24 protein-coding genes are annotated in these 25390 nt (G+C 64.6%); 20 read left to right on the top strand and 4 right to left on the bottom strand.

Going from position 1 to position 25390, the window contains the following annotated elements; genetic code table 11:
- The first annotated feature begins 52 nt into the window (after positions 1 to 52).
- Positions 53 to 1783, top strand: coding sequence for a D-lactate dehydrogenase (dld, locus tag GL284_RS18245; RefSeq protein WP_155045953.1), 1731 nt, complete (start codon positions 53 to 55; stop codon positions 1781 to 1783).
- 39 nt (positions 1784 to 1822) lie between these two features.
- On the top strand, positions 1823 to 3589 hold the full coding sequence (locus GL284_RS18240; protein ID WP_155045952.1) for an L-lactate permease: 1767 nt from the start codon (positions 1823 to 1825) through the stop codon (positions 3587 to 3589).
- A gap of 70 nt (positions 3590 to 3659) precedes the next feature.
- Here the strand turns inward: GL284_RS18240 and GL284_RS18235 are convergent, their stop codons facing one another.
- Complete coding sequence (locus GL284_RS18235) at positions 3660 to 4160, bottom strand: cell wall hydrolase (protein ID WP_155045951.1); 501 nt, start codon at positions 4158 to 4160, stop codon at positions 3660 to 3662.
- Positions 4161 to 4369: 209 nt separating this feature from the next.
- On the opposite strand from GL284_RS18235, the gene GL284_RS18230 reads away from it, so the two are divergent.
- Genes GL284_RS18230 through GL284_RS18220 form a run of 3 tightly spaced genes read left to right on the top strand, consistent with a single transcriptional unit; the run spans position 4370 to position 6781 of the window.
- Complete coding sequence (locus GL284_RS18230) at positions 4370 to 5887, top strand: HWE histidine kinase domain-containing protein (protein ID WP_155045950.1); 1518 nt, start codon at positions 4370 to 4372, stop codon at positions 5885 to 5887.
- Positions 5865 to 6218: a response regulator gene (locus GL284_RS18225; RefSeq protein WP_155045949.1), complete on the top strand. Its 354-nt coding sequence runs from the start codon at positions 5865 to 5867 to the stop codon at positions 6216 to 6218. Before GL284_RS18230 ends, GL284_RS18225 begins: the two co-directional genes overlap by 23 nt.
- Complete coding sequence (locus GL284_RS18220) at positions 6215 to 6781, top strand: nucleotidyltransferase family protein (RefSeq protein ID WP_155045948.1); 567 nt, start codon at positions 6215 to 6217, stop codon at positions 6779 to 6781. The genes GL284_RS18225 and GL284_RS18220 overlap by 4 nt, the downstream gene beginning before the upstream one ends.
- 2 nt (positions 6782 to 6783) lie before the next feature.
- Here the strand turns inward: GL284_RS18220 and GL284_RS18215 are convergent, their stop codons facing one another.
- On the bottom strand, positions 6784 to 7269 hold the full coding sequence (locus tag GL284_RS18215) for a CYTH domain-containing protein (RefSeq protein WP_155045947.1): 486 nt from the start codon (positions 7267 to 7269) through the stop codon (positions 6784 to 6786).
- A 66-nt stretch (positions 7270 to 7335) separates the two neighbouring features.
- The gene (locus GL284_RS18210; RefSeq protein WP_155045946.1) at positions 7336 to 8130 is read right to left on the bottom strand and encodes an IclR family transcriptional regulator; all 795 of its coding nucleotides are present in this window, start codon (positions 8128 to 8130) and stop codon (positions 7336 to 7338) included.
- Between the two features lie 129 nt (positions 8131 to 8259).
- On the opposite strand from GL284_RS18210, the gene GL284_RS18205 reads away from it, so the two are divergent.
- The 13 genes from GL284_RS18205 to GL284_RS18145 all read left to right on the top strand — a co-directional run bounded on the left by GL284_RS18205 (position 8260) and on the right by GL284_RS18145 (position 21776).
- Positions 8260 to 9069, top strand: coding sequence for an amidohydrolase family protein (locus tag GL284_RS18205; RefSeq protein ID WP_155045945.1), 810 nt, complete (start codon positions 8260 to 8262; stop codon positions 9067 to 9069).
- Positions 9066 to 10571, top strand: coding sequence for a sugar ABC transporter ATP-binding protein (locus GL284_RS18200; RefSeq protein ID WP_155045944.1), 1506 nt, complete (start codon positions 9066 to 9068; stop codon positions 10569 to 10571). The genes GL284_RS18205 and GL284_RS18200 overlap by 4 nt, the downstream gene beginning before the upstream one ends.
- A gap of 12 nt (positions 10572 to 10583) precedes the next feature.
- On the top strand, positions 10584 to 11561 hold the full coding sequence (locus tag GL284_RS18195) for an ABC transporter permease (RefSeq protein ID WP_155045943.1): 978 nt from the start codon (positions 10584 to 10586) through the stop codon (positions 11559 to 11561).
- Between the two features lie 21 nt (positions 11562 to 11582).
- Positions 11583 to 12530 carry an ABC transporter substrate-binding protein gene (locus GL284_RS18190; RefSeq protein WP_155045942.1) on the top strand — a complete coding sequence of 316 codons (948 nt, stop codon included), beginning with the start codon at positions 11583 to 11585 and terminating at the stop codon, positions 12528 to 12530.
- Between the two features lie 47 nt (positions 12531 to 12577).
- Positions 12578 to 13855, top strand: coding sequence for an L-fuconate dehydratase (locus tag GL284_RS18185; protein ID WP_155045941.1), 1278 nt, complete (start codon positions 12578 to 12580; stop codon positions 13853 to 13855).
- A complete protein-coding gene (locus GL284_RS18180; RefSeq protein ID WP_155045940.1) occupies positions 13855 to 14616 on the top strand; it encodes an L-fucose dehydrogenase in 762 nt (253 codons plus the stop codon). The genes GL284_RS18185 and GL284_RS18180 overlap by 1 nt, the downstream gene beginning before the upstream one ends.
- A 39-nt stretch (positions 14617 to 14655) precedes the next feature.
- Positions 14656 to 15525, top strand: a complete 870-nt coding sequence (locus GL284_RS18175) for an aldose 1-epimerase family protein (RefSeq protein ID WP_155045939.1) — start codon at positions 14656 to 14658, stop codon at positions 15523 to 15525.
- A gap of 73 nt (positions 15526 to 15598) precedes the next feature.
- The gene (locus tag GL284_RS18170; RefSeq protein WP_196216810.1) at positions 15599 to 16213 is read left to right on the top strand and encodes a TetR/AcrR family transcriptional regulator; all 615 of its coding nucleotides are present in this window, start codon (positions 15599 to 15601) and stop codon (positions 16211 to 16213) included.
- Between the two features lie 128 nt (positions 16214 to 16341).
- The gene (locus GL284_RS18165) at positions 16342 to 17220 is read left to right on the top strand and encodes a DMT family transporter (RefSeq protein WP_155045937.1); all 879 of its coding nucleotides are present in this window, start codon (positions 16342 to 16344) and stop codon (positions 17218 to 17220) included.
- A gap of 155 nt (positions 17221 to 17375) precedes the next feature.
- Positions 17376 to 18290 carry an ABC transporter permease gene (locus GL284_RS18160; RefSeq protein WP_155045936.1) on the top strand — a complete coding sequence of 305 codons (915 nt, stop codon included), beginning with the start codon at positions 17376 to 17378 and terminating at the stop codon, positions 18288 to 18290.
- A 9-nt stretch (positions 18291 to 18299) separates the two neighbouring features.
- Positions 18300 to 19220 (top strand): ABC transporter permease, encoded by a 921-nt coding sequence (locus GL284_RS18155; protein WP_155045935.1) that lies wholly within the window; start codon positions 18300 to 18302, stop codon positions 19218 to 19220.
- A complete protein-coding gene (locus GL284_RS18150) occupies positions 19213 to 20841 on the top strand; it encodes an ABC transporter ATP-binding protein (protein ID WP_155045934.1) in 1629 nt (542 codons plus the stop codon). Before GL284_RS18155 ends, GL284_RS18150 begins: the two co-directional genes overlap by 8 nt.
- Positions 20838 to 21776, top strand: a complete 939-nt coding sequence (locus GL284_RS18145) for a 2-hydroxyacid dehydrogenase (RefSeq protein WP_155045933.1) — start codon at positions 20838 to 20840, stop codon at positions 21774 to 21776. The genes GL284_RS18150 and GL284_RS18145 overlap by 4 nt, the downstream gene beginning before the upstream one ends.
- Positions 21777 to 21860: 84 nt before the next feature.
- On the opposite strand, the gene GL284_RS18140 is transcribed toward GL284_RS18145, so the two are convergent.
- Positions 21861 to 22574, bottom strand: coding sequence for a GntR family transcriptional regulator (locus GL284_RS18140; RefSeq protein ID WP_155045932.1), 714 nt, complete (start codon positions 22572 to 22574; stop codon positions 21861 to 21863).
- Between the two features lie 146 nt (positions 22575 to 22720).
- Between GL284_RS18140 and araD the strand changes: the two genes are divergently transcribed.
- Both araD and GL284_RS18130 read left to right on the top strand, forming a co-directional pair.
- On the top strand, positions 22721 to 24457 hold the full coding sequence (gene araD / locus GL284_RS18135) for an L-arabinonate dehydratase (RefSeq protein ID WP_155045931.1): 1737 nt from the start codon (positions 22721 to 22723) through the stop codon (positions 24455 to 24457).
- 13 nt (positions 24458 to 24470) lie between these two features.
- Positions 24471 to 25184: a ribonuclease activity regulator RraA gene (locus GL284_RS18130; RefSeq protein ID WP_155045930.1), complete on the top strand. Its 714-nt coding sequence runs from the start codon at positions 24471 to 24473 to the stop codon at positions 25182 to 25184.
- The last annotated feature ends 206 nt before the right edge of the window (positions 25185 to 25390 follow it).

Below are 25390 nucleotides of genomic sequence, written 5' to 3'. Positions count from 1 at the left end.
GGGTGTCGCGTTTGGCCGACATATGCCGGGGCCGCATCAGCGGGGGACAGACATGCCAGATGCGGAAACCGCAAAACGCCCGGTGATGCGCGAAGCATTGCTGGAACAGCTTTGCGGCATAACCGGCGCGGCGCAAGTCTTGACTTCCGCGCGGGCGACCCGGCGCTTCACCAAAGGCTTCCGCTATGGCGGCGGTGCGGTGGTGGCGGTCGTGCGCCCCGGATCGCTGGTCGAGATGTGGCGCGTGCTGAACGCAGCCATCGCGGCGGGCTGCGCCGTGATCCTGCAGGCGGCGAATACCGGGCTGACCGGCGGCTCGACCCCGTGGGGGGACGATTACGACCGCCCGATCGTCTTGATCAACGTGATGCGGCTGAAGGGCGTGCATCTGGTCGATCAGGGACGGCAGGTCGTCTGCCTGCCCGGTGCCACGCTGGATGTGCTGGAAAAGCGCCTGCGTCCCTTGGGGCGCGAGCCGCATTCCGTGATCGGTTCAAGCTGCATCGGCGCCTCGGTTCTGGGGGGCGTGTGCAACAATTCGGGCGGTGCGCTGATCCGGCGCGGCCCGGCCTATACCGAGATGACGCTGTTTGCGCAGGTGGGCCCGGATGGCACGGTGGCGCTGGTCAATCATCTGGGTGTGGATCTGGGCTGCGACCCCGAAACCATTCTGGACCGCGTGGAACGCGGCGATCTGCCCGAACCTGCGCCGACCGATGCATGGGCCTCGGACCGCGAATATGCCGATCATGTGCGCGATGTGGACGCCGCCACGCCGGCCCGGTTCAACGCCGATCCGCGCCGCCTGCATGAAAGCGCGGGCTGCGCGGGCAAGCTTGCGGTATTCGCCGTGCGTCTGGACACGTTCGAGGCCGAGACGGAAACCGCCGTCTTCTATATCGGCACCAACGATCCGGCCGAGCTGACCCGGATCCGCCGCCATATGCTGAGCCGGTTTGAAAGCCTGCCCATCGCCGGGGAATATATCCACCGCGAGGCCTATGACGTGGCCGCGACCTATGGCAAGGACACGTTCCTGTTCATCCAGAAGGCCGGGACCGACCGGATGCCCGCCTTTTTCAACGCCAAGGCGCGGATGGATGCGGTCACGGAACGGCTGGGGCTGGGCAGCACGCTGTCGGACCGGCTGGCGCAAGGCGTGGCGCGGCTGTTTCCGAACCATCTGCCCCAGCGCATGAACGCGTTTCGCGACCGCTATGAACATCATCTGATGCTGCGCATGGGCGGCGCGGGCGTGGCCGAGGCGCGGGCCTATCTGTCGGGCCTGTTCCCCTCGGCCAGTGGCGACATGTTCGAATGCACCCCGGCCGAAGGTAAAGCCGCCTTTCTGCACCGCTTCGCCGTGGCGGGCGCGGCCATCCGATACCGCGCCATCCATGCCCGCGAGGTCGAGGATATCGTGGCGCTGGACATCGCCCTGCGCCGGGATGACCGCGACTGGGTGGAAACGCTGCCGCCCGAGATGGACGCAAAGATCGTCAGCAAGCTGTATTACGGGCATTTCTTCTGTCACGTCTTTCATCAGGATTACGTCGTGAAGAAAGGCCATGACTGTCTGGCGCTGGAACATCAGATGTGGCGCCTGCTGGACGATCGCGGCGCCGAATATCCGGCCGAACACAATGTCGGCCATCTGTATCACGCCAAGCCCGGACTGGCGGAATTCTATCGCGCGATAGATCCGACCAACAGCTTGAACCCCGGTATCGGGCAGACCTCGAAATGCGCGCATTGGGATGCGCACCCCGTTTTGCACGACTGACTGCAACCGGCGGCACCGCCGCCCATCTGAGGAGGAAAGATGGCTGGAGCAATCACGTTTCTGCTGGCCACGTTGCCCATCGCCACAGTGTTTGTGCTGCTGGTGGTTCTGGCGCGTTCGGCCAAGTTTTCAATGCTTGTGGCCTATGTGGTGACGGTCGCGACCGCGCTGCTGGTCTGGGGGACCGAACTGAACAAGGTTCTGGGGGCGACGGTCAACGGGATCGTCACCGCCGGAACGCTGCTTTACATCGTCTTTGGTGCGATCCTGCTGCTGTATACTTTGGAGGAAAGTGGCGGCATCAAATCCATCCGCAACGGCTTCACCTCGATCTCGCCCGACCGGCGGGTGCAGGCGATCATCATTGCGTGGCTCTTCGGGTCGCTGATCGAGGGCGCATCGGGCTTTGGCACGCCCGCAGCCATCGCCGCGCCGCTGCTGGTTGCGGTGGGCTTTCCCGCCATGGCTGCGGTCATGGTCACGCTGATCATCCAGTCCACGCCGGTGTCATTCGGAGCCGTGGGGACGCCGATCCTTGTGGGGGTGAATACCGGCCTTTCGGGGCAGCAGATCGTCGACACGACCATCGCGCCCATGGCCTTTTCCGATTACCTGTTCGAGGTCGCGGTCAAGGTCGCCACGATCCACGGGCTTGTGGGCTTCCTGATCCCGCTGATCCTTGTGGGCATGCTGACGCGGTTCTTTGGCGCCAACCGATCCTTTGCCGAAGGCTTCCGCATCTGGAAATTCGCGCTGTTCGCCGGTCTGGCCTTCACCGTGCCCTACTGGATCATCGCCAATATCCTTGGGCCGGAATTCCCGTCGCTGCTGGGTGGCATCATCGGCCTGCTGATCGTGGTGCCCGCCGCCAGACGCGGCCTGTTCATCCCGGCCGAGGTCTTTGACTTCCCGCCCCGCAAGCAATGGGATGCAAGCTGGGTCGGCACGCTGGACAGCACCGAGGATCACCATGCCGACAAGCCGGTCATGCCGCTGCTGAAGGCGTGGATGCCCTATATCGTGGTCGTGCTGCTGCTGATCGCGACGCGGACCATCGGGCCGCTGAAAGCCTTCCTGACCTCGCCCGAGATGACGCTGGCCTTTGACAACCTGTTCGGCTCGGGGATCAATGCGCGCGCGCAGATGCTGTATCTGCCGGGCACGATCCTGATTCTGGCATCGCTGTTCACCTTCTTCTATCACGGGATGAAGGGGCGCGATTTTGGCCGGGCGATGAAATCGTCGGGAACGACGATGATGGCTGCGGCCCCGGCGCTGCTGCTGGCCGTTCCGATGGTGCAGGTGTTTCTGAACTCGGCCTCGGACAGTCTGGCCAGCATGCCGATCATTCTGGCCGAGGGCGTCTCTGCCGCCGTGGGTCAGGCATGGCCGATGTTTGCGCCATGGATCGGTGCGATGGGGGCCTTTGTCGCCGGATCGAACACCGTCAGCAACATGATGTTTTCGCTGTTCCAGTTCTCGACCGGGGAAAGCATCGGTCTGGGCGCGGCGGGCGCGGGCACGGTGGTTGCCTTGCAGGCCATCGGTGGCGCTGCGGGCAACATGATCTGCGTGCATAACGTGGTCGCCGCATCGGCAACGGTGGGTCTGGCCGACCGCGAAGGCGCGATCATCCGCAAGACGCTGATCCCCATGGCCTATTACTGCATTCAGGGCGGGCTGATCGGCCTTGGCCTGCTCAGCGGCAATGTCATGTGGTGGATTGCGGCGGTGATCTGGGCGGCAGCGGTCATTGCCGTGATGTCGCGCAGCCGGGGCCAGCCGCAGGTCGTCACCGCGAACTGAGCCGCGTCTGACGCGGGGCAACATGGCCGCTGGCGGGGATGCCCGCCAGCGGCCTTCTGCATGCCGCGCCCTAACGGCGCGTGATGCCTTCGATGGCGGGTGGCGGGACCGGGCGCGTCACAAGATGGCTTTTGCGCTTTTCGTAAAACGCATTGCCGCCCGTGGTCAGGACATAGTGCATGTTGTCATAGGGAAAGCGGGCCGAGGCGACGTGAAAGAACATCGCATTGCCGATCAGCGGATGGCGTTCTCCGCGCATCACCGACCGCGCCGCCTCGCGCACCATGGGCACCGAGCGGTCGTTCATCTTCTTGCGCATCACGCCGGGTGCGAACTGGTTTTTCTGCCCCACGACGCCGCAGACCGAACGCGGATATTGCCCGGATTGCACGCGGTTCATCACCACGCTGCCCACCGCGACCATGCCGTCCCGGCTGGAGCGGTTGGATTCGAAATACATCGCCCGCTCCATGCATTCCAATTCGCTGTGACGCGATCCGACGCCGCAGCCCGTCAATGTCGATGCAGCAAGCGCAAGGCATAACGCCAGCCGCGTCTTGGGGATTTTCATGGCCTGTCCTGCTCGTTCCGTGTTTTTTGTTGCACCAAGTCTAACAGGCGGTGGTGTTATGCGGCAACTGCCCGCAGATCAGCGGTCTGCAAAGACTTGCGGAACGGATTCGCGGCGTGAAAGTTGGGCTTGCGATCTGGACGGGATTGACCCCGCGGCAGGTCCGGATGTGATGCGTTTCTGCGATCTTTCGCGCATAGGATATCAGTGTGACCAGCGATGCTGCCGCGCCATTTGCGTTTCTGGGTCACGACGGTGCGGTTGCCGGTCTGATCCGTGACTTTGACTGGTCGCAGACCGCGCTTGGCCGGGTCGAGACATGGCCGCAATGCCTGAAAACCGCCACCGCGCTGCTGCTGCATTCCCCCGTTCCCATTGTCATGCTGTGGGGAGAGCGTGGCGTGATGATCTATAACGATGCCTATTCGGTTTTCGCCGGGCATCGCCATCCGCAGATTCTGGGCTCGAACGTGCGCGAGGGCTGGCGCGAGGTTGCGGATTTCAACGATCATGTGATGCGGGTGGGACTGGCTGGCGGCACGCTGGCCTATCGCGATCAGGAACTGACGCTGTATCGCAAGGGCTATCCGGAACAGGTCTGGATGAATCTGGACTATTCCCCCGTGGCCGACGAACAGGGCAAGCCTGCGGGCGTCATCGCCATCGTCGTCGAGACCACCGAACGCGTGCTGGCGGAACGGCGCAACCGTCAGGAATTCCAGCGCCTGCAAAGCATGTTTTCGCAGGCGCCGACCTTCATGGCGATGCTGAGCGGGGCGGATCATCGCTTTGAACTGATGAACCCCGAATACCGCCGGCTGATCGGCGGGCGCGATGTCATCGGCCAGCGGGTCGATGTCGCGCTGCCGGAAGTGGCCCGGCAGGGCTATGTCCTGCTGCTGGATCATGTGTTTTCCACCGGCGAGACCGTCAAGCGCATGTCCGAGCCGGTCTTTCTGAACCGCTCGCCCGACGCGCCGCTGGAGCAGCGGTTTCTGGATTTCGTGTATCAGCCGATCCGCGACGATTCCGGCGCGGTCACGCATATTTTCGTGCAGGGCTCGGACGTGACGGAACGGGTACGCGCCGAAAGCCACCAGCGTTTTCTGATCAATGAGCTGAATCACCGGGTCAAAAACACGCTGGCCTCGATCCAGTCGATCGTGGGCCAGACGCTGCGCGGGGCGTCCTCGAAGGATGAGGCATTGCGGTCGATCAATGCGCGGATTCTGGCGTTGTCGCGGGCGCATGACGTGCTGACGCAGGAAAACTGGGACGGCGCGGATCTGCGCAGCATCATCGACAGCGCCACCAGCGCGTTTCGCGATCGGGGCGACGCGTTCCGCATCGACGGGCCGGATCTGCGCCTTGGCCCACGTGCCGCGCTGGCGGTGGCGCTTGCGGTCCACGAACTGGGAACGAACGCCTCGCAGCACGGCGCGCTGTCCGCGCCCGAGGGTCAGGTCAGCATCCGTTGGCGCGTTGATGACCGCGACATCTTCCGGCTGGAATGGGCCGAAACCGGCGGCCCGCCGGTCACCCCCGCCAGCCGCACGGGTTTTGGCTCGCGCCTGATCCTCGAGGTCTTGCCGCAGGAATTGCAGGGCGCGGCCCATATCGACCACCGGCCCACCGGAACGGTCTTCGTGCTGGAAAGCCCGGTCGCGGCGGTCAGCGACAAACCCCTTTATCGCGGTGAGGCCGATGGCACGCATTCTGATCGTTGAAGACGAAATGCTGATCGCGATGATGCTTCAGGACATTGTCAGCGATCTGGGCCATCAGCCCGTCGGCCCGGTCATGCGGCTTGAACCGGCGCTGGATGCCGCGCTGCGCGATGATTTCGACCTTGCCATTTTGGACCTGAATCTGGCGGGCAAGCAGTCCTTTCCCATTGCCGACCGGCTGCTGGATCGCGGCATCCCGTTCTTTTTCGCGACCGGCTATGGCCGGGACGGGCTGACCGACGGCTATCGCGATCTGCCCGTGGTGCAAAAGCCCTATGACGCCTATCAGATCGCGCTGATGCTGCGGGACCTGACCGGGGACCGGGTTTGAACGCTGAACGCGCGACGGCTGCCCTTGTGCTGGCGGCCGGGGCCTCGCGCCGGTTCGGATCTGCCGACAAACTGCTGGCCTTGGTGCAGGGCCGCCCCATGGCCGAGGCGTCGTTTCGCCTGACCGACCGGCCCGGCATCGCGCAGCGGCTGGCCGTCGTGTCCACGTCGCAGGTTGCAGATCTTGCGCGGGCGCAGGGGATGGAGGTGCTGGCCGTGCCCGAAGGCGGGCCGCAATCGGACAGCCTGCTGCTGGGGCTGCGGCATCTGCGCCAAGCCCGCCCCGCGCGTCTGTTGGTGCTGCTGGGCGATATGCCGTTCCTGCGCGGCGATGACATCGACCGCCTGCTGGCCTTTGCGGGCGATGATGCGGCCTGCGCGCAATCGGCGGGGCAGCCCATGCCGCCCGCGCTGTTTCCCGCGACATGGTTCGACCGGCTTGAGACCTTGCAGGGCGACCGGGGCGCGGGCAGCCTGCTGCGCGACATCCCGAAGGCGAACCGTCTGGACCTGCCGCCTGCCGTGCTGCGCGACATCGACCGACCGGACGATCTGACGCCCTGACCCTAGCCGTCGGCCTGCGACGATCTGGCCTGCGCATAGGCCTTGATCAGGTTGGTCTGGCGGTATTTCTGCTTGCCCGTCACCTCGGGGCCCAGCCATGGTGGGTGCATGAATCGGGTGCATTCGGTCGGGATCTCGATTTCAGCCAGCAACATGCCGGCAAGGATGCCGTGATATTCGTCCACGATCCATTCATGCCCGCCGAACTGGATGTGATGACGGCTTTTTTCCAGCACCTCGCCGTCACAATGATCCGCCAGCAGGACCAGACCATCGCATGAGGGGATGTCATATTCGAACTCGTCCCGGCTGATGCCTTTTCGGCGGCCTTTGACGGTCAGGGTGGCCCGGTCATCGTAAAACCGGATGCGGACTTTCCGGCCATCGGAAAAGGCCAGCAATCCGTCGCGCAATCGCACGGTTCGCTGGACTTCGATGCGCCATAAATCGTTAGCTACCAGAAACTTGCGTTCGATCTCTTTGGCCATGTCGTCACTGTCGGGCTTGTGCCTGAGTTATGTCCCGTCGCGCGGCTATTGCCAAGCCCGCGCGCATCATCCGGGCTGCTGGATCGACAGGGAAAGCTGCCGCGCCACATCCGCCAAGGCGGCCAGCGCCTCGGTGCGGCTGTCGTGGCCCAGTTCATCGGGATGTTCGATATAGGCGCAGGTCAGCACCGCCACCGCATCGCCGCCCGGCCCCAGCAGGGGGACGCTGATATCGGTGACGCCGACCAGTTGGCCCGACGGCTCGGCGCGCCAGCCCTGGGCGCGCACCTGTTGCAGATGCTCGGCGATCCGCGCCAGCTTTGCTGCGGCATCGCTGACACCCCAGCCACCCAGCGTCTGCTGGGCGCGGTCGGGGTGCTGAAAGGCCAACAGCGTCATTCCCGACCCGGTGCTGAACAATTGCACCTGCCCGCCGATCCGCGCGCGGAATTCCCAATGTCCCATCGGGCTGGCCTGCGCGATCACGACGCCCGCCCCGGCTTCCGGCACGATCAGATGGCAGGACTGGCGCAGCGCCCGCGCAAAGTCGTCCATCAACGGCTGGGCCTGTGCGACCAACCGCCGCACCGGCGGGTGCTGCGTTCCCAGCAGGAACAGCTTCATCGTCAGCGCATAGCGGTCGCCGCCTTCGATTCGGGTGACATAGCCGCGCGCCACCAGCCGTTCCAGCATGCGATAGATCTGAGATGGGCTGAGGCCCAGTGCCTTGACGATCTCGGTCCGGGTCAGGCCGCGCGCCTGTTCGGACAAGACCTCAAGGATATCAAGCCCCTTGTCCAAGGCCGGCGCGCGATAGCGTTCGGTCGCATCAAAGGAGCTGTCCTGAATGTCATCGGCCATGGGAACCCTCCAAAGAAACGCTTGCGCGGCATGTTCATATGTGGATAGCATATTCATATAAGAACCGCAGCGATAGTCCCAAGGAGGGGGCGCCCGCAGGCGGAGCGCGTTGCTTTGGGAGGGGCGGCGATGCAGATTCTGGATGCGCATTGCCATTTCTGGCGGCTGGACCGTGGCGATTACGGCTGGCTGTCCGGTCCCGGTCTGGATGCCATCCGCCGCGATTTCGGCCCCTCGGATCATCCCGGAGATGGCCCGGTCATCGCCGTTCAGGCCGCCCCCACGCTGGCCGAGACGGATTTTCTTTTGTCGCTGTCCGGTCCGGTCGGTGTCGTGGGCTGGGTCGATCTGACGGCGGCCCATGCCGTGACCGATCTGGAAAGCCGCGCCGAAAACCCGCGCTTTCGCGGCATCCGCCCCATGCTGCAGGACATCGCCGATACCAATTGGCTGCTGACCGCGCCCCGGCCCGAGGCGCTGGCGGCACTGCCGCGCCTTGGCCTGACCTTCGATGCCTTGGTCACGCGCCGTCATCTGGGCGTGCTGGCGGAATTCGCGGCGCGGAACCCGGATCTGGCCATCGTCATCGACCATGCCGCCAAGCCGCAGCCGGACGAACACAGCGCATGGGCGCAGGGGATGCGCGCCCTGGCCGCCGATCCGCGCATCCATTGCAAGCTGTCGGGTTTGCTGACCGAACTTGCGCCCGGCGATCTGCATGACCCTCTGCCCGCCTTGCGCCCGCTGGTGGCGCATCTTCTGGACTGGTTCGGCCCGCAGCGTCTGATCTGGGGCAGCGACTGGCCGGTGCTGAACCTTGCCGGCAGTTTTGCGCAATGGCGCGACCTGACGGACGAATTGCTGCGCGATCTGTCTGCCGCCGACCGCGCTGCGATCATGGGCGGCAATGCCGCGCGTTTCTATGGGGTGACGCCATGACCGATCTGGTGCGGATGCAGGGCATCCAGAAGCGATTTCCCGGCGTCCACGCTCTGAAATCGGTGGATTTCGACCTGCGCCGGGCCGAGGTTCACGCCTTGATGGGCGAAAACGGCGCGGGAAAATCCACGCTGATGAAGATCCTGTCGGGCGTCTATCAGCCCGATGAAGGCCAGATCCTGATCGACGGCGCGGCGGCCACATTGCCGAACCCCGCCGCCGCGCAGGCGCTGGGGATCGGTATCATCCATCAGGAACTGGCGCTGATGCCGGATCTGTCGGTGGCGCAGAACATCTGGATCGGCCGCGAGCCGCGCCTGTCCTTTGGCCGCATCGACGAGGCGCGGCAGAATGCCGATACGGCGGCGCTGTTTCACGCCATGAACATCCGCATGGACCCGCGCGCCCCGGTGGGCGGGCTGACCATCGCCCGCCAGCAGATGGTCGAGATCGCCAAGGCGCTGAGCCATCGGTCGCGGGTGCTGATCATGGACGAACCCACGGCGGCGCTGAACGATGCCGAGATCGCCGAACTGTTCACCATCATCCGCAAGTTGCGCGACGAAGGTGTCGGCATCATCTATATCAGCCACAAGATGGATGAGATCCGGCAGATCTCGGACCGGGTGACGGTGATGCGCGACGGGGCCTATGTCGGCACGGTCGAAGCGGCCGAGACGCCGATCTCGCGCATTATCCAGATGATGGTGGGGCGCGAACTGGCCGAGGCCGCCGCGACCATCCCCGATCTGGCGGGGGCGCAGACGGCGCTTGAGGTGCGCGACCTGACGCGCGGCACCGAGCTGCGCAAGATCAGCTTTCAGCTGAAAAAGGGCGAGATTCTGGGCTTTGCCGGGCTGATGGGCGCGGGGCGCACCGAACTGGCCCGCGCGATCTTCGGGGCCGAGCCTGCCGACAGCGGCGAGATCCGCATCAACGATCGGCCCGTGACCATCCGCAGCCCGGCGGACGCGGTGCAGGCGGGGATCGGCTATCTGTCCGAGGATCGCAAGCATTACGGTCTGGCGCTTGGCATGGATGTGCGCGCCAATATCGCCATGGCCAGCCTGCCGCGCTATGCCGACCGCATGGGCCGGATCGACGAGAGCCGTCTGGGCCGGATCGCCCGCGACTATATCGACACCCTGTCGATCCGCACGCCCGGCGACCGGCAAGAGGTGCGGCTTCTGTCGGGCGGCAACCAGCAAAAGGTGGTCATCGCGAAATGGCTGCTGCGCGATTGCGACATCCTGATCTTTGACGAACCCACGCGCGGCATCGACGTGGGCGCCAAGGCCGAGATCTATCGCCTGCTGGGGGAATTGGCCGCCGCGGGCAAGGCGATCATCGTCATCAGCAGCGAACTGCCCGAGGTGCTGCGCCTGTCGCACCGCATCGCGGTCATGTGCGAAGGCCGCCTGACCGGCATCCTGCCCGGCGGCGCGTCGCAGGAAGACATCATGGAACTGGCCACCCGGCGCGAGACGCTGGCGGCGGAATAAGGAACCCGAGGGATGAGCGAGAAACAGGCCCGCCGGGGCGCCGCGCAACAAAAGCTTCTGGCCTTTGCCAGCCTGATCGTGCTGGTCGTGGGCTTTTCGCTGGCAAGCCCCGCCTTTTTCCGGATCGACAATATCATGTCGATCCTGCAGGCCACCTCGGTCAACGGCGTTCTGGCCGTGGGGGTGACGCTGGTCATCATCACCGGCGGGATCGACCTGTCCATCGGCACGCTGATGACCTTCTGCGCCGTCATGGCGGGGGTGGTGCTGACATGGGGGGGCATGCCTTTGCCGCTGGGGGTGGCTGCGGGCATCGCGACCGGGGCGCTGTGCGGGCTGATCTCGGGGACGCTGGTGGCCAAGGCCAAGATCCCGCCCTTCATCGCCACGCTGGGCATGATGCTGATCCTGAAGGGCCTGTCGCTGATCGTCACCGGCACGAAGCCCATCTATTTCAACGATACCGAGGGTTACACGACCATCTCTCAGGGCTCGCTGATCGGGTCGGTCATTCCGCAGTTTCCGCTGCCCAATGGCGTGCTGATCCTGTTCATCGTCGCCGCCGTGATCGCATGGGTGCTGGGGCGCACCGTGCTGGGCCGCTACACCTTCGCGCTGGGATCGAACGAGGAAGCCGTGCGGCTGTCGGGCGTCAATACCGACCGCTGGAAGATGGCGATCTATGCGCTGGCCGGCGGCATCGTGGGGATTGGCGGCATCCTGATCTCCAGCCGCCTGAACTCGGCCCAGCCCGCGCTGGGGCTGGGATATGAGCTTGAGGCGATTGCCGCCGTGGTCATCGGGGGCACCTCGCTGGCCGGGGGGCGGGGCACGATCCTTGGCACGCTGATCGGCGCGCTGATCATGTCGGTCCTGACCAACGGCCTGCGCGTCATGTCGGTCGCGCCGGAATGGCAGACCGTCGTTACCGGCGCGATCATCATCGTCGCCGTCTATGCCGACCAGCTGCGCCGTCGCGCCGCTGTCTAGTTTCAACCTTGGGAGGGGAAGATGTTTTCAAGACGGGGAATGTTGATCGGCGCGGCTGCCGCGCTGGCGCTGACGGTCGGCACGACCGGGGCCATGGCGCAGGACCGCATGTCGGTCGCGCTGATCTCGAAAGGGTTTCAGCACCAGTTCTGGCAGGCGGTCAAACAGGGCGCCGACAAGGCCGGGGCCGATCTGGGCGTCGATGTGACGTTCGAGGGGCCGGATAACGAAACGCAGGTCGACAAGCAGATGGACATGCTGGCGGCGGCGCTGGCCAAGAAGCCCAGTGCCATCGCGCTGGCCGCGCTGGACAGTCAGGCGGTGATCCCGCAACTGAAACAGGCGCAGGCGGCGGGCATTCCGATCATCGCCTTCGACAGTGGCGTCGACAGCGACATTCCGGTGGCCACGGCCAGCACCGACAACGTGGCGGCTTCGGCGATGGCGGCGGACAAGATGGCCGAACTGATCGGCGGCGCGGGTCATGTGGCGGTCGTGGGCCACAGCCAGACCTCGGCCACGGGGATCGACCGGCGCGACGGCTTCGTCAATCAGATGAAGGAAAAGCACCCCGATGTGCAGATCGTCACCATCGAATACGGCGATGGCGACCACCTGAAATCGACCGAGATCACCAAGGCCATTCTGGCCGCCAATCCCGACATCAAGGGCATTTTCGGCACCAATGAAGGCGCGGCCATCGGCGTCCTGAACGGCGCGCGCGAGATGAACTCGAAGGTCGTGGTCATCGGCTTCGACAGCGGCAAGGCGCAGAAGGACGCGATCCGTTCGGGCGCCATGGCCGGGGCGATCACGCAGAACCCGGTGGGCATCGGCTATGAAACCGTCAAGGCGGCCGTCGCCGTGGCCAAGGGCGAAACCGTGCCCAAGGACATCGACACCGGCTTTTTCTGGTATGACAAGTCGAACATCGACGCCCCCGAAATCGCCGCCGTTCTTTACGATTGATGACTGACCGGGGGGCCTTTGCGCCCCCCAATACGAAAGGCAGGGGCATGACCCGTATCACAGGCCTGCGCACGGTGGATGTGCGCTTTCCGACCAGTGCGCAGCTGGACGGCTCGGACGCGATGAACCCGGACCCGGACTATTCGGCGGCCTATGTCATTCTGGAAACGGACGGGCCGCATCAGGGCCACGGCCTGACCTTTACCATCGGACGCGGCAACGAGATCTGCATTGCCGCGATCGAGGCGCTGCGGCCTTTGGTCGTGGGTCTGGATCTGGGATGGGTGGCGCAGGATATGGGCCGCTTCTGGCGGCATATGACCAGCGACAGCCAGTTGCGCTGGATCGGCCCGGACAAGGGCGCGATCCATCTGGCGACGGGCGCTGTGGTCAATGCGGTCTGGGATCTGTGGGCGAAATCCGAAGGCAAGCCGGTCTGGCAGCTGGTCGCCGACATGTCGCCCGCCGAACTGGTGCGCTGCATCGACTTTCGCTATCTCACCGATTGCATCACGCCGGAATGGGCGCTGGAATTCCTGACCGCGCAGGCCGCCGGGAAACCCGCCCGCATCAAGACCCTGCTGGCCGAGGGTTATCCCTGCTATACCACCAGCGCGGGCTGGCTGGGCTATGACGACGCCAAGCTGCGCCGCCTGTGCCGCGAGGCGGTCGATGCCGGTTTTCGCCACATCAAGATGAAGGTCGGCCGCGATCTAGAGGACGACATTCGCCGCCTGACCATCGCCCGCGATGAAATCGGCCCGGACGTGAACCTGATGATCGACGCCAATCAGGTCTGGGAGGTGGATCAGGCCATCGACTGGGTGGGCAAGCTGGCCTTTGCCCAGCCGTGGTTCATCGAGGAACCGACCAGCCCCGACGACATCGCGGGCCATCGCAAGATCCGCGCGGGCGTGGCGCCGGTTCAGGTCGCCACCGGCGAGATGTGCCAGAACCGCATCATGTTCAAGCAGTTCATCATGGAAGGCGCGATCGACGTGGTGCAGATCGACGCCTGCCGTCTGGGCGGTCTGAACGAGGTGCTGGCCGTGATGCTGATGGCGGCAAAGCACGGGCTGAAGGTCTGCCCTCATGCCGGGGGGGTGGGCTTGTGCGAATATGTCCAGCACATGTCGATGATCGACTATCTGTGCATCGCGGGCACGCGCGAAGGCCGGGTGATCGAATTCGTGGACCATCTGCACGAACATTTTCTGGATCCCTGCATCATCCGCGACGCCGCCTATATGCCGCCCGAGGCGCCGGGATTTTCGATCCAGATGCACGAGGCCAGCCTTGAAACCTATCGCTTCCGGGGGGCGTGATGGATCTGCACCTGCAAGGCCGGGTGGTGATCGTGACCGGCGGCGGCTCGGGGATCGGGGCGGGCATCACCGAAGTGCTGGCCGAGGAAGGCGCGCGCCCCGTCATCATCTCGCGCAGCGCGCCGGATGCGGACTGGCTGGCGCGCACGGGCGCGGATTTCATCCGGGCCGAGCTTTCCGACGATGCCGCCTGCGCGGTTGCGGTCGCGCAGGCCCGCGAACGCCACGGCCCGATCCATGGGCTTGTGAACAATGCGGGCGCGAATGACGGCGTGGGGCTGGACCGCACGCCCGACGCGTTCCGCAAAAGTCTGGACCAGAACCTTGTGCATTACTTCACCATGCTGCGCGCGGTCGCGGATGATCTGCGCGCGCAGCGGGGTGCGGTGGTGAATATCAGTTCCAAGACCGCGCTGACCGGGCAGGGCGGCACATCGGCCTATGTCGCGGCCAAGGCGGCGCAGCTGGGGCTGACGCGCGAATGGGCGGTCGAGTTTCTGCCCGATCAGGTCCGCGTCAATGCCATCGTCGTGGCCGAGGTGATGACGCCGCTGTATCGCCGCTGGCTGGACAGCATGCCCGACCCGCAGGCCGAGCTGGAGGCCATCACCGCCCGCATCCCCTTGGGCAAGCGCATGACGACTGCCCGCGAAATCGCCGATACCTGCGCCTTTCTGCTGTCGGACCGTGCCAGTCATATCACAGGGCAGTGGCTGCATGTCGACGGAGGCTATCTGCATCTGGACCGCCGCCTGAACTAAGGCGATGAAGGCTCAGCGGCCTGCGCAGAAGGGGACTGCATGACGGTAATCCAGAACGACGCCCTGCGGGTCGAAATCGCCGGGCTGGGGGCCGAGCTGCAATCCATCCGCACCCGCGCCGACGGGGCCGAATGGCTGTGGCAAGGGGATGCGCGCTGGTGGGCCGGGCGGTCTCCGTTGCTGTTTCCCGTGATCGGCCGCAGTCCGGATGACGCCGTGACCATCGGCGGGCGGTCCTTTCCCATGGGCTCGCACGGGTTTGCGCGGCACAGCCATTTCCGGCTGGAGCAGATCGGCGGCGATATGGCCGAACTTCTGCTTGAGGCGGATGAGGCCACCCATGCGGCCTATCCCTTCGATTTCCAGTTGCGCATCGGCTATCGCGTGCAGGACCGGACGCTGATCTGCCGCGCGGCCGTCAGCAATCTGGACAGCGCGCCGATGCCCTTTCAGTTCGGCTTTCATCCGGCCTTTGTCTGGCCTTTGCCGGGTATGGCGGGCCAGCCGCATGGGGTCGAACTGGAGAACGGCGGGGCGCCCGTCATGATGCGCCCCAATGCGGATGGGCTGATCGCGCCCACGCCCTACCCAACTCCCTTCGACAAGGGCGCGCTGGTGCTGGATCAGGCGCTGTTTCAGGACGGCGCGATGGTCTTTCCCGAAGGCGCGGGCGATGCGGTCCGCTTTGGCAGCGCGACCACGCATGTCCGGATGCGCAGCCGCAACCTGCCGCAATTCGCGCTGTGGCAGAAACCCGGTGCGGGATACCTGTGTCTTGAGCCATGGCGCGGCATGGCGCCCTTTCCCGATCAGGGACCGGCGATCGAACAGCGCAACCATCACGCGATCCTGCCGCCCGGAGAAACGGCAGAATTCCTGATGGAGTTGCAGTTTTCGCGCGACACCTGACATCGCAGCAGCCCAAGCTTGCCAGATGGCGGGCAAGCCTCTAATGCCAGCGGTGACCAGTTGCGAAGGCGTCATGGAACAGGCGACATCCCAGTGCGGACCGCGCGGGCAGGCAACCAAGGAACGGCTTCGCCGCGCCTCGATCCGGGTTTTCGCGCTCAAGGGCTTTCACGACACCAAGGTCAGCGACATCGTGGCCGAGGCAGGGGTCAGCCAGCCCGCCTTCTATATCTATTTCGCCAGCAAGGAAGCCGCCTATGAGGCGCTGGTCCGGGAGTTCCGCACCGCGCTGCGCGAGGCGACGCAGCAATGCCTGCTGATGCCCGACACCGCCCCCGAGGCGCTGTATGGCAAGGTCCGGGCCAGTTTTGAACTTGCGCTGAACCTGCTGGGCCGCGACCGCGATCTGACCAAGATCGGCTTTTATCAGGTTCCCGCATCTCAGGTGACACGCCAGCAATTTCTGGGCTGGATCGTGTCGAACATGATGCAGGAACAGCGGTCCGGCATCCTGCGCACCGATATTCCCGCGACCCATCAGGCGCGGCTGGTGATCGGGCTGCTGGATCAGATGGGGCAGATCCCGGAACAGGACGCCGCCTCCGAGGATCTGGCGGGCATCTGCGCCAGGATGTTCTGCGATGCGCTGGCCACGCAATTCATCGCCAGTATGCCGCAGCCGGATTGACCTGCGCCACGCCACCGTATGTTGGCCCGCAGACATCGCCAGCCTGATGTTCTTGTATTTCAGTTGTGGATCTTTTGCCGCTGAGCGCACATAACCCCCGGTGACGACATGCCGAGGGAGGGGCCGACATGTCCGCAGACAAAAAGGGGCTGGCCGTCCTGCTGATGGCTGTTGCAACCGTGCTTGCGGGGCTGGATGCGGTCATCGTGCGCAGTCTGGCGGGGCAGGTGCATCCGCTGATGATCGGGTTTTTCCGCGCGGTGTTCGGGCTGATCGCCGTGCTGCCATGGATGGTTCTGCGGGTCGATCTGCGCGCCTCGCCCTATCGCGGGATGCATGTGCTGCGCGCGGGGCTGAAGCTTGCCTCGCTTGTGGCGCTGTTCGTGGCCTATGCCCATGCGCCGCTGGCCGATGCGACGGCGTTGAATTTCACCATGCCGATCTTTCTGACGCTGGGCGCGTGGATCTTTCTGCGCGAGCCGGTTCTGGCGGGCAGGGTGCTGGCGGTTCTGGTGGGCTTCGCGGGCATCGCCATCATCATCCGGCCGGGCGCCAGCGGGTTTGATCCGTGGCTGCTGTTTGCCTTGGCCGGGGCGGTCCTGACGGCGGCCATCCAGTTGATCCTGCGACGCATGGCGCAGCGCGACACGACGGACAGGCTGGTGGCGTGGAACCTGCTCAGCATGGTGCCGCTGGGCCTTTTGGCGGCGCTGCCGGTCTGGGTCACGCCGACGCCGGATCAGATCGCGCTGCTGGCGCTGCAAGGCGTGCTGGGGGCCGTGAACATGACGCTGATCACGCGGGCATTCGCCATGGCCGATGCCTCATTCCTTGCGCCGCTGGATTTCCTGCGCCTGCCGGTCGTGGCCATTCTGGCCTATCTGTTCTTTGGCGAAATCGCGCTGGCCAGCACATGGATCGGCGGCGCGGTGATCTTTGCCTCGGTCCTGCTGGTGGCGGGCAATGGGCGCTGGCGGCAGAGCCGCAGCCGAGGGCATGACGATTAGCGGTTCACAAAAATCCTAGACATACTAATATATCAATTCTGCGGGCGTTGATTCGCCCGATGTCCGTCAGGCCTGAGGAGACTGCCGGACCCCCAAGGTACAGAACCCAGGGCAGGCATCGCCTTGTCCAGAACCCAAGGGAGGGGGGTGGGCTTATGAACTCATTCATCGGAAAGCGGGCGATGGCCAGCGGCATTTCGCTGGTCGGGCTGGTGATCCTGGTCTTTTTCCTGTCGCGGCTGACCGGCGATCCGACGGATCTTTACCTGCCGCTGGATGCCACGATCGAGATGCGCGACCAGTTCCGGGAACTGCACGGCTTCAACGATCCGCTGATCGTGCAATTCGGGCGCTATGTCGGCGATCTGCTGCGCGGCGATTTCGGCCAGTCCATCCGTCAGGCCCGCCCGGCGATGGAGGTCGTGCTGCAGGCCTTTGGCTGGACGCTGTGGCTGGCGGTCATCACCATGTCGCTGGTGACGGTCGCAGCCATCGTCATCGGGTCGCTGGCGGCTTTCAAGGTGGGCGGCATCTTCGACCGCATCGCCACATTCTTTTCGCTGGTCGGCGCCTCGGCCCCGGATTTCTGGATCGCCATCGTCGCCATCGTGGTCTTTGCCGTGAACCTGCACTGGCTGCCGACATCGGGCACGGGCAGCGTCTGGCACTGGATCCTGCCGGTGTCGGTGCTGTTCATCCGGCCGTTCGGCCTGATCCTGCAGGTCGTGCGCGGGTCGATGATCAACGTGCTGGGCTCGGCCTATGTGAAGACGGCCAAGGCCAAGGGCGTGCGGTCGCGGCCCATCATCTTTGTTCACGGGCTGCGCAATGCCATGCTGCCGGTCATCACCGTGATCGGCGATCAGGCCGCCGCGATCCTGAACGGCGCTGTGGTGGTCGAGACCATCTTCGGCTTTCCCGGCATCGGCAAGCTGATGATCGACAGCATCCTGCTGCGCGATTTCGCGGTGGTGCTGGCGGCGATCATGGTCTCGGCGCTGGCGATCTTCATCATGAACCTGCTGATCGACATCGCCTATGCGATCCTCGATCCCCGCATCCGGTATTGAGCGATGAGCATGACAGACACGCAAACCATCCATGAGCCCAAGCCGAAAAGCCGTGCCGCGCAATGGCTGGCCATGCTGTGGGCCGACAAATTCGCCTTTTTCGCCGCGTTGTTTCTGGTGCTGGTCGTGCTGTGCGCGATCTTTGGGCCGATGCTGCTGGGCGATGTCACCACACGCCCGAACCTGCGCGGGCGCAATGCGCCGCCCTTCGATCTGGACCGTGGCTGGATGTTCTTTCTGGGCGCGGATGCGCTGGGGCGGCCCTTGCTGGCGCGCATCATCGTGGCGACCCAGAACACCGTGATGGTCGCTGCCGGGGCGGTGTTCTTCTCGGCGCTGATCGGCTGCGGGCTGGGGCTGATTGCGGGCTATTCCCGCAAGCGCGCCGCGCAATGGATCATGCGGCTGGGGGATGTCATCATGTCCTTTCCCTCGCTGCTGCTGGCGGTGATCGTGCTTTACATGCTGGAGCCCTCGATCGCGAATATCGTGCTGGTGCTGGCGATCACGCGCATCCCGATCTATCTGCGCACCACCCGCGCCGAGACGCTGGAGATCCGCGAGCGGATGTTCGTGCAGGCCGCCAAGGTGATGGGCGCATCGCATAAGCGCATCGTGTTCCGCCATATCCTGCCGGTGGTCGTGCCGACGCTGGTGACCATCGCCACGCTGGATTTCGCCTTCGTGATGCTGGCGGAATCGTCGCTGTCCTTCCTTGGCATCGGCATTCAGGCCCCGGAAATCACCTGGGGTCTGATGGTGGCGCAGGGCAGGCCCTATCTGACGAATGCGTGGTGGCTGTCCTTCTGGCCGGGTCTGGCGATCATCCTGACCACGCTGTCGCTGAACCTGCTGTCGAACTGGCTGCGCATCGCGCTGGACCCGACGCAACGCTGGCGCCTAGAAATGGGAGGACGCAAGAATGGCTGAGCATCTGCTGGAAGTGCGCGACCTGTCGGTGGAATTCCATACCGTCATGGGAACGGTGAAGGCGGTTCAGGATGTCAGCTGGCATCTGGACCGGGGCGAGACATTGGCGATCCTTGGCGAATCCGGTTCGGGCAAGTCGGTATCGGCCTCGGCGGTGATGAACCTGATCGACATGCCGCCGGGCAAGATCACCTCGGGGACGATCCTGCTGAATGGCCGCGACATGCTGAGCATGACGGCCGAGGAACGCCGCCGCGTCAACGGCGCCAAGATCGCGATGATCTTTCAGGATCCGCTGGCACACCTGAACCCGGTCTATACCGTCGGCTGGCAGATCGCCGAGATGGTGACGACCCATGGCGGAGCCAGAGACAAGGCCAATGCCCGCGCGCTGGAACTGCTGGACCGCGTGGGCATTCCCGATCCGCAAGAGGCGATGGGGAAATATCCGCATCAATTCTCGGGCGGGCAGCGGCAGCGGCTGATGATCGCCATGGCCTTGGCCTGCAAGCCCGACATCCTGATCGCCGATGAGCCGACGACGGCGCTGGATGTCACCGTGCAGGCACAGGTGCTGGAGCTGTTGCAGGAATTGCAGCAGGAAACCGGCATGGGGCTGTTGCTGATCACCCATGATCTGGGCGTGGTCGCCGAAATCGCCGACCGTGTGGTGGTGATGAATGGCGGCCGCATCGTGGAAACCGGCGACGCCGCGCAGGTCTATCACCACCCGCAGCATCCCTATACGCGCAAGCTGATCGACGCGGCGCCCGGCAAGGGCGCGATGCCGGATGAACGCGACCGCTCGGGGCAGCCCTTGTTGCAGGCGCAGGCGTTGCAGAAAAGCTATGGCGCGTTTCAGGCGTTGAAGGGCGTGAACCTGACGATCATGCCGGGCGAAACCGTCGCGGTGGTGGGCGAAAGCGGCAGCGGCAAATCCACGCTGGCCCGCGCCGTGCTGCGGCTGGACGATCCCGATGGCGGGCGCGTGCTTTATAACGGGCGCGACCTGATGGCCATGACCCCGCGCGAGCTGTTCGACTGCCGCCGCGATTTGCAGATGGTGTTTCAGGATCCCACGCTATCGCTGAACCCGCGCATGACCGTCTATCAGCTGATATCCGAGGCGTGGGTCATCCATCCCGGCATCCTGCCGAAAAGCCAGTGGAAGGCGCGGGTCGCCGAATTGCTGGTCAAGGTCGGGCTGAAGGCCGATATGGCGGGGCGCTATCCGCACCAGTTTTCAGGCGGGCAACGGCAGCGGATCGCGATTGCCCGCGCGCTGGCGATGGAGCCGAAGCTGATTGTCTGCGACGAGGCGGTGTCGGCGCTGGATGTGTCCATTCAGGCGCAGGTGATCGCGCTTCTGGACGGGCTCAGGCGTGAATTGGGCCTGTCCTATCTGTTCATCGCCCATGACCTGCCGGTGGTGCGCGATTTCGCCGATCGTGTCATCGTCATGAAATCCGGCCAGATCGTCGAGGAAGGCCCGGTGCGGCAGATCTTTGAAGCCCCGCGCGAGACCTATACGCGCAATCTGCTGGCGGCCAGCCTTGACCCCGATCCGGCGGTTCAGGCCGCCCGCCGCCACGCCCGACAGGAAGGACTGATGCCCGCATGAAGCCCGACATTCTGGTCGCCGTTCCGCTGCGCGATGCGCAGATGCAGGTGCTTGAGCAAAACTATACCCTGCACCGCCTTGACCTTGCCTCAGATCCCGACGCGCTGCTGGCGCAGGCGGGGCCGGTCTGTCGGGCGATGGTGGTGAACGGGCATTACCATCTGGAAAAGCTGCTGCTGGACCGTCTGCCCGCGCTGGAACTGGTCGCCTGTTCCAGCGCCGGATACGAGCCGATGGACCTACCCGAAATGACCCGGCGCGGCATCAAACTGACCAATACCTCGGACGCGCTGGTCGAGGATGTGGCGAATATGGCGGTGCTGCTGGCCTTGGCGGCGCGGCGGCAATTCGTGCAGGCCGATGCCTATGTGCGGTCGGGCGACTGGGGGCGGCAGGGGATGTTTCCGCTGACTGCCTCGACCGTGGCCAAGCGCACGGGGATCGTGGGTCTGGGCAATATCGGCCGGGCCATCGCCACGCGCTGCGCGGCGCTGGGCCATCAGATCGGCTATTTCGGGCGCAGCCGGAAGCCGGTGGATTATGCATTCTTTGACGATCTGGTGGCGATGGCCGCATGGGCCGATATCCTGATCGTCGCCACCCCCGGCGGGCCGGAAACCGAAGGGTTGGTCTCTGCCGCGGTGATCGACGCGCTGGGGCCCAAGGGCACGCTGGTCAGCGTGGCGCGCGGATCCGTCACCGATGAGGCGGCGCTGATCGCGGCACTGCGGGACGGACGGCTGGGCTCGGCGGGGCTGGATGTCTATCTGAATGAGCCGAACCCCGATCCGGCGCTGACCTGCCTGCCGAATGCGGTGTTTTACCCGCATCATGCCAGCGGCACCGAGGAAACCCGCGACCGCATGGCGCAACTGGCACTGGACAATCTGGAGGCGTTCTTTGCCGGCAGGCCGCTGCTGAGCCCGGTGAACTGACCAGGCTGCGTGGCGCTGGTCCGCTTATTCAGGCCCAGTCATTCAGGCCCTGTCGGGCAGGCCCAGTCGGTCAGGCCCGGCATTTCAGGCGAAGTAATCGGGATAGATCCCGCGCAGATCCTCGATCTTGGCGATGGTGCGGCTGAGGTGGTCGCGCATCGCCTTGACCGCGCCGTCCTCGGACCCCGCAGCCAGCGCGTCGACAATGGCGACATGGCCCGCAAGCGTGCCCTGCGCCTTGCCCTTTTCGGGCAGATGCAGACGGCGGATGCGGTCCAGATGTCCCGAGCGTTCGCGCACCAGCAGATGCAGCCCGCTGCGGCTGACGCCCGCAAACAGCGTCTGGTGAAACAGCTCGTCCAGCTCCTGAAATACCGCAAGCTGGTCGGGGTCTTCGGCCACGGCTTCCTGCATGCGGATGATCGACCGCGCGCGGGTGACAAGCTGGGCATTGTCCAGAACGGCCAGCCTGCGCACGACCTCGGTTTCCAGGGCGACGCGCAGGAAATGCGCCTCGTGGATCTGCGGCACGTCGATGCGTGTCACCACGGTTTTCGACTGCGGATAGATCCGCACCAGCCCTTCCTGTTTCAGAAGCTGCATCGCCTCGCGGATGGGGGTCTGGCTGACCTGATAGGTGTCGGTCAGTTCGGCCCGCGACAACGTGGTGTCTGGCGGCAACTGCATCGAGATGATGCGTCTGCGCAAATCGTCATAGACCCGCTGCACCGTCGCGCCGCTGGAGTTCGAGTTGACGGGTTCGGTCAGGCCGAAAGACGATGCAAGCGAGCTGTTCATCACCATTTCCTTGTTCCCCCGATCATAATTCGCGGCGCTTTGGTCCACAACGACACAAATATAATAGTTGATATACATGATACACTAAAATATTAGTATGAATGAGGGCCGCGCCAAAGCCGATTCTGGCGCGGAGAGGAGGAAAAATGGCAGCTAAGAAAACCTATGAGCAGCTTCGCTCGGCTCGCTGGATGCTACCTGACGACCAACGCAGCTTTGGCCACCGCTCGCGGACCATGCAGATGGGCTATGCGCCGGAAGACTGGCAGGGCAAGCCGATCATCGCGATCATCAACACGTGGTCCGAAGCCCAGCCCTGCCACATGCATTTCAAGGACCGCGTGGAGTGGGTGAAGCGCGGCATCCTGCAGGCGGGCGGCTTTCCCATGGAACTGCCCGGGCTGTCGCTGTCGGAAAACTTCGTCAAGCCCACCACGATGCTCTATCGCAACATGCTGGCGATGGAGACCGAAGAGCTGCTGCGCTCGCACCCGATCGACGGGGCGGTGCTGATGGGCGGTTGCGACAAGACGACGCCCGGTCTGGTCATGGGCGCGGTCAGCATGGGGCTGCCGTTCATCTTTCTGCCCGCAGGTCCGATGCTGCGCGGCAATTATGCCGGGAAATATCTGGGATCGGGCACGGACGGCTTCAAATACTGGGACGAACGCCGCGCCGGCACGATTTCTAAGGAGGAATGGCAGGGGATCGAGGGCGGGATCGCCCGCTCTTACGGCCATTGCATGACGATGGGCACGGCCTCGACCATGACCGCGATTGCCGAGGGCATGGGGCTGACGCTGCCCGGCGCCTCCTCGATCCCGGCGGCGGATGCCAACCATCAGCGCATGTCGGCGGCCTGCGGGCGGCGCATCGTCGATATGGTCTGGGAGGATCTGACGCCCGACAAGATCATCACCCCGGTATCCGTCAAGAACGCGGTGACGGTGGCGATGGCGACGGGCTGTTCCACCAACGCCATCATCCATGTCATCGCGATGGCGCGGCGCGCGGGTGTGCCGCTGGAACTGGACGATCTGGACCGCATCGGACGCACGACGCCGGTGATCGCCAATATCCGCCCCTCGGGGACGACCTATCTGATGGAGGATTTCTTCTATGCGGGCGGGATCCGCGCGCTGATGAAGCAGTTGGGCGACAAGCTGGACGCCTCGGCCATCACGGTCACGGGCGCGTCGCTGACCGCCGGGCTTGAGGACGTGAAGATCTGGAATGAGGACGTGATCCGTCCGCTGTCTAACCCGGTCTATCACGAAGGGTCCTTGGCGGTGCTGAAGGGCAATCTTTGCCCCGATGGCGCGGTCATCAAGCCCGCCGCCTGCGATCCGAAATTCCATCGCCATACCGGCCCGGCGCTGGTGGCCGACAGCTATCCCGAATTGAAGAAGATCATCGACGATCCGGATTACCCGCTGACGCCCGAGACCGTGCTGGTGCTGCGCAATGCCGGGCCGCAAGGCGGGCCGGGGATGCCGGAATGGGGCATGATCCCGATGCCCAAGGCGCTGCTGAAGCTGGGGCTGCGCGACATGGTGCGCATTTCCGATGCGCGGATGTCGGGCACCAGCTTTGGCGCCTGCGTGCTGCATGCCTCGCCCGAGGCCTTTGTCGGCGGTCCGCTGGCGCTGCTGAAAACCGGCGATATGGTGGAACTGGATATCCCGGCCCGCAGCCTGAACATGCTGGTGCCGGATGCCGAACTGGCCGAACGCCGCGCGGCATGGCAGGCTCCGCCGCCGAAATACGAACGCGGTTACGGCTATATCTTCAGCAAGCATATCGAACAGGCCGACAAGGGCTGCGATTTCGATTTCCTGAAAACCGAATACGGCCGTCCGGTGGACGAGCCCGTGATCAACTGAAAAGGGCAGGCAGATGCTTTCCGATGACACCCGCGCCAAGCTGAAAAAGGTCTCGACCGCCTCGATCGCGACGGCGCTGTTCAAGCGCGGCCTGCGCAACCAGTTCATTCAGGGCGTGGTTCCGGTCGCGCCCAAGGATGAAAACATGGTCGGGCCGGCCTTTACCCTGCGCTATATCCCTGCGCGCGAGGACCGCAATCCGATCACCGTCTTTCGCAATGCCGACCACCCGCAGCGGGTGGCGGTGGAAACCTGTCCGCCCGGTCATGTGCTGGTCATGGACGGCCGCAAGGATGCCCGCGCGGCCACCGCGGGGTCGATCCTGATCACGCGGCTGGCGTTGCGCGGTGCGGCGGGGGTGGTGACCGATGCCGGGATGCGCGACGCCGACGGCATCGGCAAGCTGGACATGCCGGCCTATTTCGCGAAATCCAGCGCGCCGACGAACCTGACCCTGCACGAGGCACTGGATATCGACGTGCCGATCAGCTGCGGCGATGCGGCGGTCTTTCCCGGCGACATCATGGTGGGCGACAAGGATGGCGTGATGGTCATTCCCGCGCATCTGGCCGATGAGATCGCCGACGAATGCACCGGCATGGAATCCTTTGAGGATTTCGTGCTGGAACAGGTTCAGGGCGGTGCGGCCATCATCGGCCTTTATCCCTGCACCAAGGACGAGAACCAGAAGAAATACGACGATTGGCGCGCCCGCACGGGTCGCTGATCCCTGCCAGACCTGCCGGAGCGTCCGGCAGGTTGTCCAATCCGCAAGAAAGGACTTTCCCCGATGCTGGATCACAAAGCATTCACCCCTCACGGCAAGCACCTGATTGCGGGCGCCTGGGTTTCGTCCGGATCGCATTTTGCGTCCGAGCCTGCGCATGGTCCGTCGCACCAGTTCAGCACCGGCACGGTCGATCTTGTGGCCGA

Source organism: Paracoccus shanxieyensis (assembly GCF_009711265.1).
Classification (GTDB): Bacteria; Pseudomonadota; Alphaproteobacteria; order Rhodobacterales; family Rhodobacteraceae; genus Paracoccus; species Paracoccus shanxieyensis.
The sequence above is the reverse complement of the archived record's forward strand: the minus strand, read 5'-3'. Positions and strand labels throughout refer to the sequence as shown.

Coding starts and splice junctions, on each gene's coding strand:
- GL284_RS18145 (WP_155045933.1), top strand. CDS start 20,838: ATGAAGCCCGACATTCTGGTCGCCGTTCCGCTGCGCGATGCGCAGATG.
- GL284_RS18140 (WP_155045932.1), bottom strand. CDS start 22,574: ATGAACAGCTCGCTTGCATCGTCTTTCGGCCTGACCGAACCCGTCAAC.
- araD (WP_155045931.1), top strand. CDS start 22,721: ATGGCAGCTAAGAAAACCTATGAGCAGCTTCGCTCGGCTCGCTGGATG.
- GL284_RS18165 (WP_155045937.1), top strand. CDS start 16,342: ATGTCCGCAGACAAAAAGGGGCTGGCCGTCCTGCTGATGGCTGTTGCA.
- GL284_RS18160 (WP_155045936.1), top strand. CDS start 17,376: ATGAACTCATTCATCGGAAAGCGGGCGATGGCCAGCGGCATTTCGCTG.
- GL284_RS18130 (WP_155045930.1), top strand. CDS start 24,471: ATGCTTTCCGATGACACCCGCGCCAAGCTGAAAAAGGTCTCGACCGCC.
- GL284_RS18240 (WP_155045952.1), top strand. CDS start 1,823: ATGGCTGGAGCAATCACGTTTCTGCTGGCCACGTTGCCCATCGCCACA.
- GL284_RS18185 (WP_155045941.1), top strand. CDS start 12,578: ATGACCCGTATCACAGGCCTGCGCACGGTGGATGTGCGCTTTCCGACC.
- GL284_RS18150 (WP_155045934.1), top strand. CDS start 19,213: ATGGCTGAGCATCTGCTGGAAGTGCGCGACCTGTCGGTGGAATTCCAT.
- GL284_RS18155 (WP_155045935.1), top strand. CDS start 18,300: ATGACAGACACGCAAACCATCCATGAGCCCAAGCCGAAAAGCCGTGCC.
- GL284_RS18170 (WP_196216810.1), top strand. CDS start 15,599: ATGGAACAGGCGACATCCCAGTGCGGACCGCGCGGGCAGGCAACCAAG.
- GL284_RS18225 (WP_155045949.1), top strand. CDS start 5,865: ATGGCACGCATTCTGATCGTTGAAGACGAAATGCTGATCGCGATGATG.
- dld (WP_155045953.1), top strand. CDS start 53: ATGCCAGATGCGGAAACCGCAAAACGCCCGGTGATGCGCGAAGCATTG.
- GL284_RS18175 (WP_155045939.1), top strand. CDS start 14,656: ATGACGGTAATCCAGAACGACGCCCTGCGGGTCGAAATCGCCGGGCTG.
- GL284_RS18180 (WP_155045940.1), top strand. CDS start 13,855: ATGGATCTGCACCTGCAAGGCCGGGTGGTGATCGTGACCGGCGGCGGC.
- GL284_RS18215 (WP_155045947.1), bottom strand. CDS start 7,269: ATGGCCAAAGAGATCGAACGCAAGTTTCTGGTAGCTAACGATTTATGG.
- GL284_RS18235 (WP_155045951.1), bottom strand. CDS start 4,160: ATGAAAATCCCCAAGACGCGGCTGGCGTTATGCCTTGCGCTTGCTGCA.
- GL284_RS18190 (WP_155045942.1), top strand. CDS start 11,583: ATGTTTTCAAGACGGGGAATGTTGATCGGCGCGGCTGCCGCGCTGGCG.
- GL284_RS18210 (WP_155045946.1), bottom strand. CDS start 8,130: ATGGCCGATGACATTCAGGACAGCTCCTTTGATGCGACCGAACGCTAT.
- GL284_RS18205 (WP_155045945.1), top strand. CDS start 8,260: ATGCAGATTCTGGATGCGCATTGCCATTTCTGGCGGCTGGACCGTGGC.
- GL284_RS18200 (WP_155045944.1), top strand. CDS start 9,066: ATGACCGATCTGGTGCGGATGCAGGGCATCCAGAAGCGATTTCCCGGC.
- GL284_RS18195 (WP_155045943.1), top strand. CDS start 10,584: ATGAGCGAGAAACAGGCCCGCCGGGGCGCCGCGCAACAAAAGCTTCTG.